Below are 15,962 nucleotides of genomic sequence, written 5' to 3' on the forward strand. Positions count from 1 at the left end.
AGTAAGCACCATGAGCCTTTCCCTTCGCGACCAGTTGCTTAAAGCAGGTCTGGTCAACCAAAAGCAGGCCAAGCAGGTCGGCAAAGAGAAACAGAAACAGCAGCGCCTGGTCCACAAGGGGCAGGCCGAGGCCGATGACACCCAGGCGCGCCTGGCCCAGGAAGCGATGGCCGAGAAGGTCAAGCGTGACCAGGAGTTGAACCGTCAGCAACAGGAAAAAGCCGAGGCCAAGGCCCGTACGACCCAGGTCAAGCAACTGATCGAGACCTCGCGCCTGCCCAAGCTGACCACCGAGGACTACTACAACTTCGTGGATGACAAGAAGGTCAAGCGCCTGTCGGTCAATACGTTGATGCGCAACAAGCTGAGCAACGGTTCCCTGGCGATCGTGCATCACGGTGGCGGCTATGAGGTGATCCCGCGCGAAGCGGCGCTGAAGATCCAGGAGCGCGCACCGGAGCGTATCGTGCAGCTCAATATCCTCACCGAAAGCCAGGTGCCGGACGAGGACGATCCGTATGCGGCCTATCAGATTCCTGATGATCTGATGTGGTAAGGCTGTAAAACAACAAACCCCGCTCAAAAGGCGGGGTTTGTGTTTTAGCGCGCAGCGTCAGGTGGTTACCAATCCACGGCGTAACTCATGCTGAAGGTGCGACCCTCGGCATTCGGGTAAGGCGCGCGGGCGTTGGCCTGGGCGAACATGTTCTGGTAGTTGCGGTTGCTGAGGTTGTACACCGCACCTTCCAGGCGACCCACCGGCAGTCTCACGGAACCCAGCAGGTCGACCAGCGTGTAGCCTTGGATATCGCGGCCGTTGTTGTCTTTGAACGCCGCGTCGTAGTCGGCCAGGCGCATGCCTTGCAAGCGCACGCTGTAGTCGCCGCGGTCATAGCCAACAAAGGCCGTCGTCTTGGCGGGGGCAATACGTGTCGCCGGCAAGTCGATCCATTGTCCGTTCTGGCGGGTTTCGCCTTTGGCGTAAGCGTAAGTCCCACCCACCGACCATTGATCGGTGACGTTGTACGTCAGGCTGGTTTCGATGCCGCGCACGCGCTCTTTCTGGTTCACCAGGCGCAACACACGATCATTGGCATCGTAGAACTGAGTGACATCCGAGGTGTTTTCATACGCGGTGACGTTCGCCAGCCACTTGTCCCAATTCCCACGCCAGCCCAGCTCGTAGCTGTCGACCTTCAGGGCCTGAGCATTCAGTTTTTGAATGTCGTAAGTGCTGCTGACGTCGCGCAGGAAGCGCTGGATGTCCGGCAGGGAAAAGCCCTGGCTGAAGTTGACGAATACATCCTGGTTTTCGCTCAGGTGGTACACCGCCCCGAGGTTGTAGAGGGTGTCATCGTATTTGAGGGTGCCCCCTGGCAGGGTCGCGCGATTACCGGTCTGGACGATTTCGCCGTACGCAATGCTGTCGGCAATGTCGCTTTCGATCCACTCGCGACGTACACCGCCACGCAGGGTCCAGTCGTCGATGTCGTAGGACAGTTGGCCAAAAATAGCTTTGGTGGTGGTCTGGATGTCCGGCCCCAGTTCGAACGTGGTACCGGTCTTGGTGTAGGTGAGGCCGTTGACCCGGTACTGGTCGCCACGCTGACGTGAGGTTTCATGATCATAATCGGCACCCCACACCAGGTTGCCGGTCGCTGTGCCAATGTCCGGCATTGGCGTGTCGATGGCCGCTCGCAGGCCGTAAACATCTTGCACGCTGTTGTTGTCGGACACGCCCGCGCGGCCCCTGGACAGGTCGGGGAAGAACAGCGCGTCGGCACGCCGCCAATAACTTTCGACCTGCAGGCTTTGGCCGTAGAAATCCTGATCGGCGTAATTGAGGTTTACTGCCTGGTTGTGGGTGAACGGTTGATCGTCCAGGTCCAGGCCTTTTACCGCGACTGCGGTGTTGGTGACGCGTGGATTCTTGGTGTAACGCGTGTCTTGTTCGTCCTTGTAGTCTTGCAGGGACAGCGTGATTTTCTTGTCGTCATCCAGCTCGTAGCCGAAGCGACCTTGCAGGTCGTAGGTGTCGGTGTCCATGTTGCTGCCCTGGGACGTGTCCTGGGGAATGCGCTTGCCGTTACCGTCGAACTGGTCGTTGCGTTGCACAGCGTTGGCCGAGAGATACCAATCCACCGGGCCACTGCGGCCCGTGGCGCTTTGGAACGCTTCGTAGGAGAAACCTTTATGGCTGAAGTTGTTGCCGGTGGTCATGCCGATCTTGCTGCTCAACGCCAGCTCTTCACCTTTGTTGCGCTTGGTGATGATGTTGATGATGCCGCCTGACGCGCCCGCACCGTAGACACTGCTGGCACCGGAAATGACTTCGATACGCTCGATGCTTTCCGGCGCGACGCTGTTGAGCTGGCGGAAGTTGTCACGTGTGGCGTTCTGGGATACCCCGTCGATCAGGATCAGGGTATTGCGCCCACGAAGCGTCTGGCCGAAGTTGCTCATGCCGCCGCTGGAGGGGGCGATGCCTGGTACCAGTTGCCCGAGGATGTCTGCAACCCGGCGACCGGCACCCGCTTGCTGGCGGATCTGCTCTTCGCTGATCACCTGCACCGAGCCTGGAATCGCCGCGATGCTGGTTTCACTGCGGGTGGCCGACACGACCGTGGCCTGCAGTTGCAGGTTGGTGGGTGCGGCTTGCGTACCTTCACTCTCATCGGCCCAGGCGGGCACGCTTATCGACCCTAGAAGTGGCAGCAGAACTGCCAGTTGCGATTTGTTCATGACCTTGCCTTTCAGTTGTTAGAAGTATTGACAGAAAAACCGGATGTCTCGGGTGTTCGGGTGAACGAACGAATCGCGCGGATGCCCAGGGCGGCCAAGGCGTACGTGAGTGCTACCAGCCAGAAGCTGTGCGCCAGGCCCACGATGCCCATGCCGATACCGCCGATCAGCGCGCCACACAGCGCACCGGCTTTGGCGGCGCTGTTGCCCAGGCCCAGGGCAAAGCCCTGCTGGCTGGGCGCAACGGTGTTGGCGATCAATGTGTAGGCGACTGGCAGCAATGCACCCTGCCAAACGCCCCACAGGAGCCGGCTGGCGAGGAATCCCAGCCATTCGCTGGCCAGTGCCGTAAACGCCAGCGTCAAGGCACAGGACCACGTGACCCACTCGATGATGCGCAGCGTGTGCGCCGGTTGATGGCGGTCGAACAGGCGCCCCCATAACGGTGCGGACAGCGCCAGGGTCAGTGCGCTGGCGGCATAGCTGGCACCGATCAGCCACGCAGGAGCGTGTAGCACGTCGGCGACGTACAAGGCGTAAAACGGCTGGGGCATCATCTTGGCCGCCTGGATCAACACGATGATTCCCAGCATCGCACCGAGCCAGCCTTTGGGCAGCGCGGTCGGCGTTGCGCTGCGTGTTGGTCGTGATCGTGGTGCGTCGGTGGGCAAGAACAGGCTGATCACCGCGCACAACACGCACACCGCCGTGGCGCTGTAGCACAGCAGTGCAAAGCCCGAGACATCCATCAACCAGCCGCCCAACACCGGTCCGGCCAGCGAGCCCACGGCAGTCGCCGATTGCAGTCGAGCCAGAATGTGCCCGCGCCCGCCGTCGACGCAGCAGGCCAGTGCATAGGCTTGCGCCGCGGCGATAAAACCGGCCAGTGCCCCTTGCGCGACCCTGATTGCCACGAGCAGCCAAGGATCGAAGGTCACGGCGGCCAGGCCCTGGCACACCGCCAACGCCAGCAACGCCCGGATGATCATTGGCTTGTGCCCGGTGCGGTCACCCAGTCGCCCCCACATGGGGGTCAGGATCATCGCCGCCATCATCGGCCCTGCGTACACCAGCGAGGACAGCAGGCCAGTGTATTGGGCATTGGCGACGCCGAGCAGCTTCTGGATTTGCAGCGGCCAGAAAGGTCCACTCATTTCCATGGCGCCCATCGACACCAACTGAATCACTACCAGCAGCCGCAGTGCGGTGTTGTTAGCCGGCATTGGCGGCGGTGCTCAGCGGGTTCGGCAAACGCCCGACGATATCGGCATGGCTCTCCAGCAGACGCATGCGCATGAACGACTTGGCTGGCCAGTCCTGCTCCAGCAACGCTTTGCGCTCGGTCTCCCAGCGCTGTGGTTCGACCTCGTTGCGCAAGTCGTCGAAGCACTGGCTGACCTGTGTCGACAGTTCGTTCCAGAGCAGCACTTCGGGCACGTCGAAGTGGCGTGCGCTGAGCAACACGAGTTCGCCCAGGTGGCACATGAATACGGTGTGCAGCAGTTTGTCGCGCACGAACCCGGCATCGTCGTACAGGGTCATTTTGGGATCGTGCAGTTCGATGTCCAGGCCATGGGCGTGCAAGGCCTTGCGGTCGATCCGGATATCACCGAAATCACGCAAGAGCAGGCGGCTCAACTGCCCGTCAGCCGCCATGACCATGAAGGAGTTCTGCTGATGAGCTTCGAAGGCCACGCCATAACGTAAATACATGCCCAGCAGTGCCGGTACGGCAATCGCGGCGTAGTCCCGAAAGAACGCGAGCAGGGCACCTGTGTCGTCCTTGCCTTGGCTCAGTCGCACCCATTGGCGCAGCAGCGGCTGCCCGTGCTGGTCGATCGCGAACAGGCTGCCGACCGGCACGGCCATTTCACCCGGTTGGAGCAGGCTCTGGGGGGCGTCACGGTACAGTACGGCCAGGTGGCGGGAGTGTTCATCATTGGCCGGTTGCGGCTTGAAATGCACGCCGATCCGCTCGGGGACGATGCTGAGGATCTGCGGGATCGAAGGCTCGCGCTCGAGGATCGTCTGCAGCAGGTGGCTGATCCGCGGGCCCATGCGCGCCGAACGTGGCGAAACAGTGCGCTGCACACTGGTCAGGCGCAGTGAAACCGGGAGTTTCACCATCGGTGCATCACACCGGCCTTCAGGCAGCACGGTCCTGAACGACATGGTCGGGTGGGCGGTGAACGCAACGATATCGGTCAGCACCAACAACCGGTCTCCAATTTCGTTGGCGAACAATTGCGGTAACTCTTGGCGGGCCTGCCAAGGGTGAGCCGGCAACGGCAGATAATCGCCAGCCTCAAGGCCTTGAGCGGTCAACTGCGCCGTCAGCTGCCGGGCGGCCTGGGGGAAATGATGTTGCCACCATTGCCAGTAATCCGCGGTGCCCGCCAGCCTTTCCACATGGGCGAATTGGCGATGCAGGGCGCACAGGAATACCGGAAAACGGGCTTCGAATTCCGGTGAGAAATCGATGACCTGGTGGGTATTCAAACCCAGTTTGGTCTTGTAATTGGGGTGCCAGGGATGGCCCAGCGTGCCCCATTGCTCAAGCGTGGAGGTCGGATTGGTCACACTGGGGTCATGCTTGAGGTGGCTCAAAAGGTTGCTTTGGTGCATCGGGTCCATTGCCGCATGGAGCTTGAGTGTCCATTGCTCATGAAAGGCGAGGCACAGCGTATCGTTGACAAAGCTGTCGTCGATTTCGGTGTTGAGGCGGCCCAGGACGTCCGGGTCGGCAGGTGATTCGAGACTGCTGTTGAGCAGCGTCAGTAGCTGCGACGGGAACTGAATATTCAGGTCAGGATGATCATCACGCAGCAGGGTGACCCGGCCACGCACGTCCCAGCTGGCCATGCGGCCGGGGAGCAGGTGATCGAAACGCAGGCGGCTCTGGTCAGGCAGCGCGAGCCAGCAGTGTCCGTGTTCGTCATAGGTGCGGGTGCTGGGGGCCAGCAGGCCTTCACGAAACAGTGCTTGGATCAAACGTTGAAAGCTACGCTCGGCGGCGGGGGCCAGGGCGTTGATCAGAGCGTCGAGGGTGATGTTGTTAGCCTGAAATTGCGGGGTAGCAAGTGCTTCGCTCCAACGTTCAAGCAACAATTGTTCTGGGGTACGGCTGTGTCCGCGCATCAAGTGGAGTTCCCTGTCCGTGAGCCTGAGTGAAAAGCGGCTGAATGTTATCGAGAACTATTACCAATTGTCTATTTATTGTTACCTTTTTGCTGAAAGGTTTATTCAGAGGCTCGGGGGGAGAGGTGGGGCGCGAACGATTCGGGTGGTCAAAAGCACGGCAAGGGGCGTCGAGGCCTGTGTAAAGGGCTGCTTCAACGTTGTGATAGGGGTGTGCGGGAGGTGGGCTGGGGCGGCGTGAAATATGTATTTTTCAATACAGTTGTCGAGGCTGAGGCAAAGACGGTCACGATTAAAAACGGCAAACCCCGCTCAATGGCGGGGTCTGTCGTGTGTAGACGGCCTGGCTGCGTGGGCCGGCGCCTACTTGATTTCAGTGTTTCAGGAGCTCTGGGCCTGGCGTTTCATTTCAAGCGATTCGAGCTCGTTTTTATAGTTATGAGCGTCGCTCTCGTTGTGAAACATGCCGACCAGCAGGTCTTGTTGGTGGACATCCCAGATGTGAATCCCATGGCCCAGCGCTTCGTGGGACATATGTTCGTCGTCGCGTTCAGTCACTTTTACAGTCATCTGCTTGCTCCAATCTCTGGTTGATCTGCGGCAAGTCGTCGCAGGCCTTTGTTATATGTTTTGTTAGCTTGCTAAGTAAACTGATTTTCCCTGCAACAATTAATTGCAGGAAACGCAACAATCCCGCAGGCCCCGTAAACCGCGACATTGCGTCGCAGGGCGCTGGGTTTTATGACAAAAGTTTCATGTCTGGGTCAGGCTTTGACTGCTTTATTGACCCAGCCGCCCGCCATCGGGTGTAGCCCCCTCCCACATTTGGAATGCGTTCCCAGTGGGGGAGGGCGCTTGCCCCCGATGGCGATAGCGGCCCGGCGTGAAAAGCCAGGCGAAAAAAAGCCCCGCATCAGCGAGGCTCCTTTATTGAACATCAGCTCATCAGCTGCCTTTGACAGACTTGCCGTCAACGGTGCCATCTTGCAGCATGATGTTGTATTCCTTGCCGTCGGTTTCCACCTGGCGCAGGGCGACCAGAAGGCCGCCCCAGTCCTTGGCGAACCACATCTGGGTGATGCGCTTGCTTTGGGTCGGGTCACGCACTCGCTCGACCTTGATCGCGTCGATGGAGCCGGCTTTGGTCTGGACTTTTTCCGGGCCGATCACGCGGAAGTCGTAGGTGTCGACATCGGTGCCTTCAACCACGTTGTAGCTCATGCTTTTCTTGCCGGCAGCGACATCCCGCTGCAGGGCCAACTGGTAGGTCGACTTATCAAGCATGCCGCTTTGCAGGGGCACGTTGACCGGGTCCTTGTTTTCAAAACCGGTGACTTTCTTGGTCGTCTGGTCGAAGTCCAGGTTGATCTTCTTCGCCCTGCCCAAGCCACCCCGTTCGAAGGTGTAGCTCTTGGGTTGCAGGGTGTCCTTGTCAAACAGGATCACGCTGGTCTCGGTCAGGCTGGCGATCATCATGGACGCCTTGAAGTTCAAGGTCCAGGAGCCGTCGCCGTTCTTGGTCAGGCTGCGTTCGGCCGAACCACTCATGGGCAACTGTTTCCAGTCGGCGGTGTAGCTGGCGGAGAACGGGTGTAGGTCTGCCGCTTGCACGGCGGGCAAGGCGAACAGCGCAAAAGCGAAGAGCAAGGCGCGACGCATAAAATCTCCTAGGTTCGAATCAAGTGGCCGCTGGCCGCAAGTAACTGGCCGTCCAATAATGCACCCTGGTCACCAAGAATCAACCGCCCCTCGGCAAACCAGCGAACAGCCAGCGGGTAAATCCTGTGTTCCTGGGTATGAACCCGTTGCGCAAGCGTCTGCGCCGAGTCGTCAGACTCTACCGGAACCACTGCCTGTACGACCAGAGGCCCGCCATCGAGTTCCTCGGTGACAAAGTGCACGCTGCAGCCATGCTCGCTGTCGCCGGCGTCGAGGGCGCGTTGGTGGGTGTGCATACCTTTGTACTTGGGCAGCAGGGAAGGGTGGATATTCAGCAGGCGCCCCGCGTAGTGCCGCACGAAGTCAGCGCTGAGGATGCGCATGAAGCCGGCAAGGACCACGAGTTCAGGGTTGAAGGTATCGATCAGTTCGATCAAGGCGCTGTCGAAGGCCTCGCGACCTTCGAAAGCCTTGTGATCCAGGGTGCGGGTTTCAATGCCCGCGTCCCTGGCGCGTTGCAGGCCGTAGGCGTCGCTGCGGTTGGAGATCACCGCAGCGATGCGCACTGGGCTATCGCCGGTACGCGTGCTGTCGATCAGGGCCTGCAAGTTACTGCCGGTGCCGGAAAGCAGCACCACGACATCACAGGTCTGGGACATCAGTGAGCCTTGAGGTTCTTCAGTTCAACCTGCGCAGCGCCTTCAGGGGCGGTGGCGATCTGGCCGATGACCCAAGGCTGCTCGCCCGCTTCACGCAGAACGTTCAGCGCGGTTTCAACGTGCTCTTGCGCCACGCAGATCACCATGCCGACGCCGCAGTTCAGTACGCGGTGCATTTCGGTTTCATTGACGTTGCCTTTCTCTTGCAGCCAGTCGAAGACTGCCGGACGCTGCCAGCTGGCCACGTCGACAATCGCCTGGGCGCCTTTAGGCAGTACGCGCGGGATGTTGTCCAGCAGGCCGCCACCGGTGATGTGGGCCATGGCCTTGACCGCGCCGGTGTCCTTGATCAGCTTGAGCAGTGGCTTGACGTAGATGCGTGTCGGAGCCATCAGCAGGTCGGTCAGCGGTTTGCCGTCGAGCTGGGTGTTCTCGATGTCGGCGCCGGACACTTCGATGATCTTGCGGATCAGCGAGTAGCCGTTGGAGTGCGGGCCGGACGATGGCAGGGCGAGCAGGGCGTCGCCGGCAGCCACTTTGGAGCCGTCGATGATCTCGGCCTTCTCTACCACGCCAACGCAGAAGCCGGCCAGGTCGTAGTCTTCGCCTTCGTACATGCCCGGCATTTCAGCGGTTTCGCCGCCGACCAGGGAGCAACCCGACAGTTCGCAGCCGGCGCCGATACCGGTCACCACTTGTGCAGCGGTGTCTACGTTCAGCTTGCCAGTGGCATAGTAGTCGAGGAAGAACAGCGGCTCGGCGCCGCACACCACCAGGTCGTTGACGCACATGGCGACCAGGTCGATGCCGATGGTGTCGTGCTTGTTCAGGTTCAGTGCCAGGCGCAGCTTGGTGCCCACGCCGTCAGTGCCGGAGACCAGCACGGGCTGCTTGTAGCCGGCCGGGATCTCGCAGAGGGCGCCAAAACCGCCCAGGCCGCCCATGACTTCGGGGCGCGCAGTGCGCTTGGCGACGCTCTTGATGCGTTCGACCAATGCTTCACCGGCGTCGATGTCTACACCGGCGTCCTTGTAGCTCAGGGAGGGTTGCTTGCTCATGATCCAGGCCTTTAGGGGGGATTCAGGGGTAACGACCGAGCTGGCGAAGGCTTTCATGAAGAGGCCCAGCCGTTGACGGTCTGCGAAGGCGCGCGATTTTATCAGGCTTGAGGGGCAGCGGCCATCCTCGGGCCGACGGGCAGGGCCACATAGATAAAAAAAGCGGGTTAAAAAAATGCTAACCGCGCCTGCCCAGGCACGTATTAAGGTATAGCCTTTAACTCGCTATCGTTATGACAGTACGAAAACTTACCGAGACTCCGTGAATGTTTTACCGGTCGCTGTGGTCACAGCCTTGGGAAACCGGGTTCGCGCGGTCTGTTCCAGCCGCTAAATTTGTCGTTCGGGAATCTTCCATGCGTCTGTGTAAATTCTTTTTTGTAGGCTGCCTGTCATTGGCCAGCCTGGCGAGTCATGCCGAAACCCTCAATGGCCTGTATCAAGTACTTGAGCCGGTCAGTAGTCAGTCCCCGCAAGAGCGTGACCAGGCGACCCAGCGCGCCGTGCAGACCTTGGTCATCCGCCTCACCGGTGATGCCAAGGCCGCCGACGGCCCGAGCCTGGCGGCGGTGCGCAAGGACCCGCAGCAAATCATCAGCCAGTATGGCTACGACGCCGGCCCACCGGAAAGCCTGCAAGTGGATTTCGACCCGGTCAGCACTGATCGCGCCTTGCGTGAAGCCGGCCTGCCGATCTGGGGCAGCAACCGGCCATCGATCCTCGGCTGGTGGTTGAACGACTCCACCGACGGCAGCAGCCTGGTGGGCGATGGTCAGGCCGTCGCCCAAGCGCTACGCCGTGCGGCCCAACATCGTGGCTTGCCATTGCGCCTGCCGCTGGGCGATCTGGATGAGCAGGTCGTCGCCACTGCGCCGAATCTCGAAAGTGCCGATGCCACGCCCTTGCGCGCGGCCTCCGAACGCTATGGCGCCGACGCTTTGCTGGCGGTGCATGCGCGTCAGGACGGCAACCAGTGGCAAGCCAAATGGCGCCTGTGGCTGGGCGACAAGAGCGAGCAGGGCACCGCGCAAGGGGCCGATACCGCCGCCGTCGCCGATGCCGTGATGCTGGCCGTGAGCCAAAAACTGGCTCCACGCTTTGCGGTCAAGCCGGGTGTCAGCACAGAACAATTGTTGGAAGTGCAGGGAATGAACCTGGAGCGGTATGCCGCCCTGGGGCATCTGCTGGAGCCGTTCGGCGGCCAGCCGCAGCTCGTTGACGGCAATCGTATTGTGTATCGCGTCAACGGCAGCGCCGATCAATTGCGTACCCAGTTGAGCCTGGCCAAGTTGCAGGAGATTCCTGCTGGAGAGTCGCCGGTTCAGCAGCCCGTGGCAGATGGTACCCGGCCGGCTGTGGCAGCCCAGCCTCAGGCGCAACTGCGTTTTCGTTGGTAAATGTTCTTCCTGCTCTATATAGAAGCAGGAAGCAAATGACAGATGGAGTGGTTTATGGCGGATGCGCGTCGTTGGGTGTGGCTTGGCGGGATCGTCCTGCTGTGCGTTTTTGTGTTCCTGCTGCATTCGATCCTGACGCCTTTCCTGGTGGCGTTATTGCTCGCTTACCTGTTCGATCCGGTGGTGGATCGCCTGGAGAAAGCCGGGCTGTCACGCACCTTGGGCGTGGTAGCGGTGTTTGCGCTGTTTACGTTGATCATTACCGCGCTGGTGTTGGTGCTGGTGCCGATGCTGGCCAAGCAACTGTTTCGCCTTTATGAGTTGGCGCCGCAGATGCTCGACTGGCTGCAGCACACGGCGATGCCGTGGGCCCAGGCCAAGCTCGGCCTGGCGGATGGCTTCTGGAAGTTCGACAAGGTCAAGGCGGCGATCAGCGAGCATATGGGCCAGACCACCGATATCGTCGGTGTCGTGCTCAGCCAGGCGACGGCTTCCAGCTTGGCGCTGATCGGCTGGCTGACCAACCTGGTGTTGATCCCGGTGGTGGCGTTCTACCTGTTGCGGGACTGGGACATCATGATGGCCAAGATCCGCAGCCTGCTGCCGCGCGACCGCGAGGAGCGCATTGTGTCCCTGGCCGGGGAGTGCCACGAGGTGCTTGGCGCGTTCGTGCGTGGCCAGTTACTGGTGATGCTGGCCCTGGGGGTTATCTACGCCGCCGGATTGATGGCGATCGGCCTGGAGCTGGGCCTGTTGATCGGCTTGATCGCCGGGCTCGCCGCGATCGTGCCCTACATGGGCTTCGTGATTGGTATCGGCGCGGCGCTGGTGGCCGGGTTGTTCCAGTTTGGCGGCGATTTGTACCCGATGCTGGGGATTGTCGCGGTATTCATGGTCGGCCAGGCCCTGGAAGGCATGGTGCTCACGCCGCTGCTGGTGGGGGACCGTATCGGCCTGCACCCGGTGGCGGTGATCTTTGCGATCCTGGCGGGCGGTGAGTTGTTCGGTTTTACCGGCATCCTGCTGGCGTTGCCGGTGGCGGCGGTGATCATGGTCCTGGTGCGCCATCTGCATGATCTGTACAAGGATTCGGATGTGTATACGGGTGTCGAAGACCCCGAGTTGTAATTGCAGTGTCACAAACCCGGTCGATGGCCGGGTTTGTTGTTTCTGGCGCCTGCGTGTCAAATATTCCGCTTGAATCCAGCAAGTTAACGCAAACCTTTGATTTTGCTTGTGGTCTGTTGCATTGTGCGCCCGGCGTCACGGGTATAAACTTTGCAAACTTTACACAGAGGCCACTAACGGTTCGATTGGAGCCGTTCAGTCAGCATGAAACCGATTCAGCTGCCCCTAGGTGTGCGTCTGCGTGATGACGCCACCTTTATCAATTACTACCCAGGCGCCAATGCCGCTGCACTCGGCTATGTCGAGCGGCTCTGCGAAGCCGACGCCGGGTGGACTGAAAGCCTGATCTATCTGTGGGGCAAGCATGGCGTGGGGCGGACCCACCTGTTGCAAGCCGCATGCCTGCGCTTCGAGCAAATGGGCGAGCCGGCGGTTTACCTGCCCTTGGCCGAGTTGATGGACCGCGGTATCACGATATTCGACAACCTTGAGCAGTATGAGCTGGTGTGCCTGGATGACCTGCAGGCGGTTGCCGGCAAAGCTGATTGGGAAGAGGCGCTGTTTCATCTGTTCAACCGCCTGCGCGACAGCGGCCGCCGCCTGCTGATTGCCGCGTCCACCTCGCCCCGTGAGCTACCGGTCAAGCTGGCCGACCTGAAATCGCGCCTGACCCTGGCACTGATCTTCCAGATGCGCCCCCTGTCCGACGAAGACAAGTTGCGAGCCCTGCAATTGCGCGCGTCCCGTCGCGGCCTGCACCTGACCGATGAGGTGGGGCACTTTATCCTCACCCGTGGCACGCGCAGCATGAGCGCATTGTTCGATCTGCTCGAACAGCTCGACCAGGCCTCTTTGCAGGCCCAGCGCAAGCTGACCATTCCCTTCCTGAAAGAAACCCTCGGCTGGTAGTCAGCCCTTGTTTTTTCGGGGCTTTCGGCAAATTCCAGGCGCCAGAAAACCTGCGTTTTGGCCGGTTTGGCCACGCAAAAGGCACGTATAGGGTATTAAGGGCTTAGATGTCATGGCGCAAACAGTAAGTCACATAGAGCGCGATTGAATTTGCAAATCGATGTGATAGAGGGCATAGTCTCGACTTCTTTACACATCAGCCACGGTCGTGCCCATGCTAAATCGCTTCGCACCCCTCGTGCCTCTCGCACTCGTTACCCTGTTGTTTGGTTGCGCCTCCCACCCTCAACAAGTGGCTGAGCAGCACAAAACCCAACAGCAATCCCAGGCAAAATTTGTTGCTGCACAGTCTTCTACCGTTTACGAAGAAGAAGTGGCAACCGAGAAGGAATTGGCCGACTTTGCCGGCAACAAGCCTTATCAGCTGCCCGTGCTGGCCGACAGCATCCTCGAACGCGGCATGTCCCTGATCGGTACCCGTTACCGTTTCGGCGGTACCTCTGAAGCCGGTTTCGACTGCAGCGGTTTCATCGGCTACCTGTTTCGTGAAGAAGCTGGCATGAACCTGCCACGCTCCACTCGCGAAATGATCAACGTGAAAGCACCGTTGGTCGCGCGCAACAACCTCAAGCCCGGTGATCTGCTTTTCTTCAGTACGGCAGGTCGTGGTCGTGTCAGTCACGCCGGTATCTACCTGGGCGATAACCAGTTTATCCACTCCAGCAGCCGTCGCAGTGGCGGTGTTCGAGTCGACAACCTGGGTGACAGCTACTGGAGCAAAACCTTTATCGAAGCCAAGCGCGCACTCGCCATGGCCCCGACAACGGTTACCGCTAGCAAGTAAAGTTAAAGTGATACTTGAAGTTTGACGTGTAAGCGCTAGAATCCCTGGATATTGTTGTAATCCGTTCGCGCAAGCTTTGCTTGCGCGTTCTGGTTTTCAGCGTTCGGCAGCGAAAGCCGCATCCAGACCAGGATTGTTCTGCACATGTCGACCTCGGCCCGCCTGATTCTTATTGTTTGCGCCGCGCTCCTCAGCGCCTGCGCAAGCCGCACACCGCCACCCGCTCACGTAGCGGCCAAGCCTAAGCCGGTGTTCAACTATTCCAGCCAAAGTTTCTCGCCTGCTGCTGAAGATGTGCTCTTCCGCGCGCTGGGCCTGGTCGGCACGCCTTACCGATGGGGCGGCAATACGCCGGATTCGGGTTTTGATTGCAGTGGCTTGATCGGCTTCGTCTACCGCGATGCCGCTGGCATCTCCCTGCCGCGCACCACTCGCGAATTGATCGTGATGCGCGCCCAGGATGTCAGCGAAGAAAACCTGCAGACCGGTGACTTGCTGTTCTTCGCCACCGGTGGTGGATCACAGGTCAGTCATGCCGGGATCTATGTAGGCGAAGGGCGCTTTGTGCATGCGCCACAAACGGGCGGTACGGTGAAGCTGGACACCTTGTCCAAAGCCTATTGGCAGAACGCCTACCTGAGTGCCAAGCGCGTGTTGCCGGCTGAGCACTTGGCCCGCAATCCCTAAGCCAGAAACCGAACCCAATGTGGGAGGCAGCAAGCTCCCTCCCATATTTTTTGTGGTGGTCTTGAGAAAAGTTACTTAACTGCAGACACCCGCCACACCTTATTCCCCACATCATCCGCCACCAGCAGGTCCCCCTGCTGATCGATCACCACACCCACCGGCCGGCCCATAGCGTTCTCATCCTTGTCGAGGAACCCGGTCAGCACGTCCACTGGCTGCCCCTTGGGTTTGCCACCTTCGAACGGCACAAAGATCACCTTGTAGCCACTGTGCGGCTTGCGGTTCCATGACCCGTGCTGGCCGATAAAGGCGCCGTTGACGAACGGTGCAGGTAATTTGCTGCCTTCGGCGAAGGTCAGCCCCAGCGAAGCGGTATGCGGGCCGACGGCGTAGTCTGGCGCGATCGCCTTGGCGACCAGGGCCGGGTCCTGTGGTGTGACACGCACATCCACATGTTGCCCGTAGTAGCTGAATGGCCAGCCATAAAACGCGCCATCCTTGACCGAGGTGATGTAGTCCGGCACCAGGTCGCTGCCGATCTCATCGCGCTCGTTGACCGCGGTCCACAGCTTGCCGCTCTGCGGTTCCCAGGCCATGCCGTTGGGGTTGCGCAGGCCCGAAGCGAAAATCCGGTGCTGGCCACTGGCGCGATCGACTTCCCAGATCGCCGCCCGACCTTGTTCCGCTTCCAGGCCGTTCTCGCCGACGTTGCTGTTGGAACCGACGCTCACATACAACTTGCTGCCGTCCTTGCTGGCTACCACGTTTTTCGTCCAGTGGTGGTTGATGCTGCCGCCCGGCAGGTCGACCACCGTGGTGCCGGCCTGCGTGATTGCGGTTTCGCCCGGTTGATAGGGAAAGCGCAGCAGCTTGTCTGAGTCGGCCACGTAGAGGTCGTTGCCCACCAGGGTCATGCCGAACGGCGAGTTGAGATTCTCCAGGAAGACCGTGCGGGTCTCGGCGACGCCATCGTGATCGGCATCGCGCAGCAAGGTGATGCGGTTCGGGCTGGGCACGCCGGCACCGGCGCGGCCCATGACCTTTTCCATTACCCAGCCGCGAATGCCCTTGGCGTCATCCGGCTTGGGCGGCGCATTGGTTTCGGCCACCAACACATCGCCATTGGGTAGCACATACAGCCAGCGAGGGTGATCCAGGCCTTCGGCGAACGCTGTCACTTGGGTGCCCGCGGCGGCGGTTGGCTTCATGCCATCAGGCCAGCCAATGGCTGGGGCGATATTCACGGTGGGGATCAGGGGCTTGTTGGGCTCTGGCAGTTGGGGCGAAGGGCCGGTGCCATCCGATACCTTCAAGGTCGAGCTTTCTCCGCAGGCAGCGAGGGTGCCTGCGACCATGATCAGTAGGGCGAGTCTTGTTTTATGCATGGTTTTCTCCTGAATGCCTGTAAGGGTAGAGGAGTGCTGCGGCACGATGGTTCAAGTGCAAGGCCAGCTTTAATTGACGCTCCCCCCCCAACCCACTAACCTTCGCGACTTGTTTCAGGTGCTCTGTGACCCAAGGGTCGACTGAGTGAAACAGGGAAGCCGGTGAGTGAGCGCACTTGTACACAGTGTTGCCGCAATTCCGGCGCTGCCCCCGCAACGGTAAATGAGTCAAGACGGTGCTATTGGCCACTGTATCGCGCTGCGATATGGGAAGGCGCAGCGTCGGCCTGCTTTCTATAAAGCGAGCCACTCATGAGTCCGGAGACCGGCCTGGATCATCCAACAGCATCACGGTG

Annotated in this window: 14 protein-coding genes and 1 riboswitch; of the genes, 6 read left to right on the forward strand and 8 right to left on the reverse strand. The window is 60.2% G+C overall.

Going from position 1 to position 15,962, the window contains the following annotated elements; genetic code table 11:
* Positions 1 to 10: 10 nt before the first annotated feature.
* The gene (locus A7317_RS21975; RefSeq protein WP_069076827.1) at positions 11 to 556 is read left to right on the forward strand and encodes a DUF2058 domain-containing protein; all 546 of its coding nucleotides are present in this window, start codon (positions 11 to 13) and stop codon (positions 554 to 556) included.
* Positions 557 to 621: 65 nt separating this feature from the next.
* Here A7317_RS21975 and A7317_RS21980 read toward each other — a convergent pair whose 3' ends face one another.
* From A7317_RS21980 to purM, 7 genes are all read right to left on the reverse strand, one after another.
* Positions 622 to 2,742: a TonB-dependent receptor gene (locus tag A7317_RS21980; RefSeq protein ID WP_024076778.1), complete on the reverse strand. Its 2,121-nt coding sequence runs from the start codon at positions 2,740 to 2,742 to the stop codon at positions 622 to 624.
* 11 nt (positions 2,743 to 2,753) lie between these two features.
* Entirely contained in the window at positions 2,754 to 3,965 is a 1,212-nt protein-coding gene (locus A7317_RS21985; RefSeq protein ID WP_069076828.1) for an MFS transporter, read from the reverse strand.
* Positions 3,955 to 5,880 carry an IucA/IucC family protein gene (locus tag A7317_RS21990; RefSeq protein ID WP_069076829.1) on the reverse strand — a complete coding sequence of 642 codons (1,926 nt, stop codon included), beginning with the start codon at positions 5,878 to 5,880 and terminating at the stop codon, positions 3,955 to 3,957. Before A7317_RS21990 ends, A7317_RS21985 begins: the two co-directional genes overlap by 11 nt.
* A gap of 381 nt (positions 5,881 to 6,261) precedes the next feature.
* On the reverse strand, positions 6,262 to 6,450 hold the full coding sequence (locus tag A7317_RS21995) for a hypothetical protein (protein WP_003175379.1): 189 nt from the start codon (positions 6,448 to 6,450) through the stop codon (positions 6,262 to 6,264).
* 375 nt (positions 6,451 to 6,825) lie between these two features.
* Positions 6,826 to 7,539, reverse strand: coding sequence for a DUF3108 domain-containing protein (locus A7317_RS22000; RefSeq protein ID WP_024076775.1), 714 nt, complete (start codon positions 7,537 to 7,539; stop codon positions 6,826 to 6,828).
* A gap of 8 nt (positions 7,540 to 7,547) precedes the next feature.
* Positions 7,548 to 8,198, reverse strand: coding sequence for a phosphoribosylglycinamide formyltransferase (gene purN / locus A7317_RS22005; RefSeq protein ID WP_024076774.1), 651 nt, complete (start codon positions 8,196 to 8,198; stop codon positions 7,548 to 7,550).
* Complete coding sequence (gene purM / locus A7317_RS22010; protein WP_069076830.1) at positions 8,198 to 9,256, reverse strand: phosphoribosylformylglycinamidine cyclo-ligase; 1,059 nt, start codon at positions 9,254 to 9,256, stop codon at positions 8,198 to 8,200. Before purM ends, purN begins: the two co-directional genes overlap by 1 nt.
* 356 nt (positions 9,257 to 9,612) lie before the next feature.
* On the opposite strand from purM, the gene A7317_RS22015 reads away from it, so the two are divergent.
* The 5 genes from A7317_RS22015 to A7317_RS22035 all read left to right on the forward strand — a co-directional run bounded on the left by A7317_RS22015 (position 9,613) and on the right by A7317_RS22035 (position 14,221).
* Complete coding sequence (locus A7317_RS22015; protein ID WP_024076772.1) at positions 9,613 to 10,653, forward strand: DUF2066 domain-containing protein; 1,041 nt, start codon at positions 9,613 to 9,615, stop codon at positions 10,651 to 10,653.
* A 54-nt stretch (positions 10,654 to 10,707) separates the two neighbouring features.
* The gene (locus tag A7317_RS22020; protein WP_024076771.1) at positions 10,708 to 11,781 is read left to right on the forward strand and encodes an AI-2E family transporter; all 1,074 of its coding nucleotides are present in this window, start codon (positions 10,708 to 10,710) and stop codon (positions 11,779 to 11,781) included.
* A 204-nt stretch (positions 11,782 to 11,985) separates the two neighbouring features.
* The gene (gene hda / locus A7317_RS22025) at positions 11,986 to 12,690 is read left to right on the forward strand and encodes a DnaA regulatory inactivator Hda (RefSeq protein WP_024076770.1); all 705 of its coding nucleotides are present in this window, start codon (positions 11,986 to 11,988) and stop codon (positions 12,688 to 12,690) included.
* 214 nt (positions 12,691 to 12,904) lie between these two features.
* Positions 12,905 to 13,534, forward strand: a complete 630-nt coding sequence (locus tag A7317_RS22030; protein WP_041160993.1) for a C40 family peptidase — start codon at positions 12,905 to 12,907, stop codon at positions 13,532 to 13,534.
* A gap of 144 nt (positions 13,535 to 13,678) precedes the next feature.
* The gene (locus tag A7317_RS22035) at positions 13,679 to 14,221 is read left to right on the forward strand and encodes a C40 family peptidase (protein ID WP_024076768.1); all 543 of its coding nucleotides are present in this window, start codon (positions 13,679 to 13,681) and stop codon (positions 14,219 to 14,221) included.
* Between the two features lie 71 nt (positions 14,222 to 14,292).
* Here A7317_RS22035 and A7317_RS22040 read toward each other — a convergent pair whose 3' ends face one another.
* Positions 14,293 to 15,606 carry a PQQ-dependent sugar dehydrogenase gene (locus tag A7317_RS22040; protein WP_069076831.1) on the reverse strand — a complete coding sequence of 438 codons (1,314 nt, stop codon included), beginning with the start codon at positions 15,604 to 15,606 and terminating at the stop codon, positions 14,293 to 14,295.
* 99 nt (positions 15,607 to 15,705) lie between these two features.
* Positions 15,706 to 15,955, forward strand: a riboswitch (cobalamin riboswitch).
* Positions 15,956 to 15,962: the final 7 nt, after the last annotated feature.

The organism is Pseudomonas fluorescens (genome assembly GCF_001708445.1).
Classification (GTDB): Bacteria; Pseudomonadota; Gammaproteobacteria; order Pseudomonadales; family Pseudomonadaceae; genus Aquipseudomonas; species Aquipseudomonas gorinensis.

What these genes read in the sequence shown, in the direction of transcription:
- A7317_RS21975 (WP_069076827.1), top strand. Translation starts at nt 11, where the DNA reads ATGAGCCTTTCCCTTCGCGACCAGTTGCTTAAAGCAGGTCTGGTCAAC.
- A7317_RS21980 (WP_024076778.1), bottom strand. Translation starts at nt 2,742, where the DNA reads ATGAACAAATCGCAACTGGCAGTTCTGCTGCCACTTCTAGGGTCGATA.
- A7317_RS21985 (WP_069076828.1), bottom strand. Translation starts at nt 3,965, where the DNA reads ATGCCGGCTAACAACACCGCACTGCGGCTGCTGGTAGTGATTCAGTTG.
- A7317_RS21990 (WP_069076829.1), bottom strand. Translation starts at nt 5,880, where the DNA reads ATGCGCGGACACAGCCGTACCCCAGAACAATTGTTGCTTGAACGTTGG.
- A7317_RS21995 (WP_003175379.1), bottom strand. Translation starts at nt 6,450, where the DNA reads ATGACTGTAAAAGTGACTGAACGCGACGACGAACATATGTCCCACGAA.
- A7317_RS22000 (WP_024076775.1), bottom strand. Translation starts at nt 7,539, where the DNA reads ATGCGTCGCGCCTTGCTCTTCGCTTTTGCGCTGTTCGCCTTGCCCGCC.
- purN (WP_024076774.1), bottom strand. Translation starts at nt 8,198, where the DNA reads ATGTCCCAGACCTGTGATGTCGTGGTGCTGCTTTCCGGCACCGGCAGT.
- purM (WP_069076830.1), bottom strand. Translation starts at nt 9,256, where the DNA reads ATGAGCAAGCAACCCTCCCTGAGCTACAAGGACGCCGGTGTAGACATC.
- A7317_RS22015 (WP_024076772.1), top strand. Translation starts at nt 9,613, where the DNA reads ATGCGTCTGTGTAAATTCTTTTTTGTAGGCTGCCTGTCATTGGCCAGC.
- A7317_RS22020 (WP_024076771.1), top strand. Translation starts at nt 10,708, where the DNA reads ATGGCGGATGCGCGTCGTTGGGTGTGGCTTGGCGGGATCGTCCTGCTG.
- hda (WP_024076770.1), top strand. Translation starts at nt 11,986, where the DNA reads ATGAAACCGATTCAGCTGCCCCTAGGTGTGCGTCTGCGTGATGACGCC.
- A7317_RS22030 (WP_041160993.1), top strand. Translation starts at nt 12,905, where the DNA reads ATGCTAAATCGCTTCGCACCCCTCGTGCCTCTCGCACTCGTTACCCTG.
- A7317_RS22035 (WP_024076768.1), top strand. Translation starts at nt 13,679, where the DNA reads ATGTCGACCTCGGCCCGCCTGATTCTTATTGTTTGCGCCGCGCTCCTC.
- A7317_RS22040 (WP_069076831.1), bottom strand. Translation starts at nt 15,606, where the DNA reads ATGCATAAAACAAGACTCGCCCTACTGATCATGGTCGCAGGCACCCTC.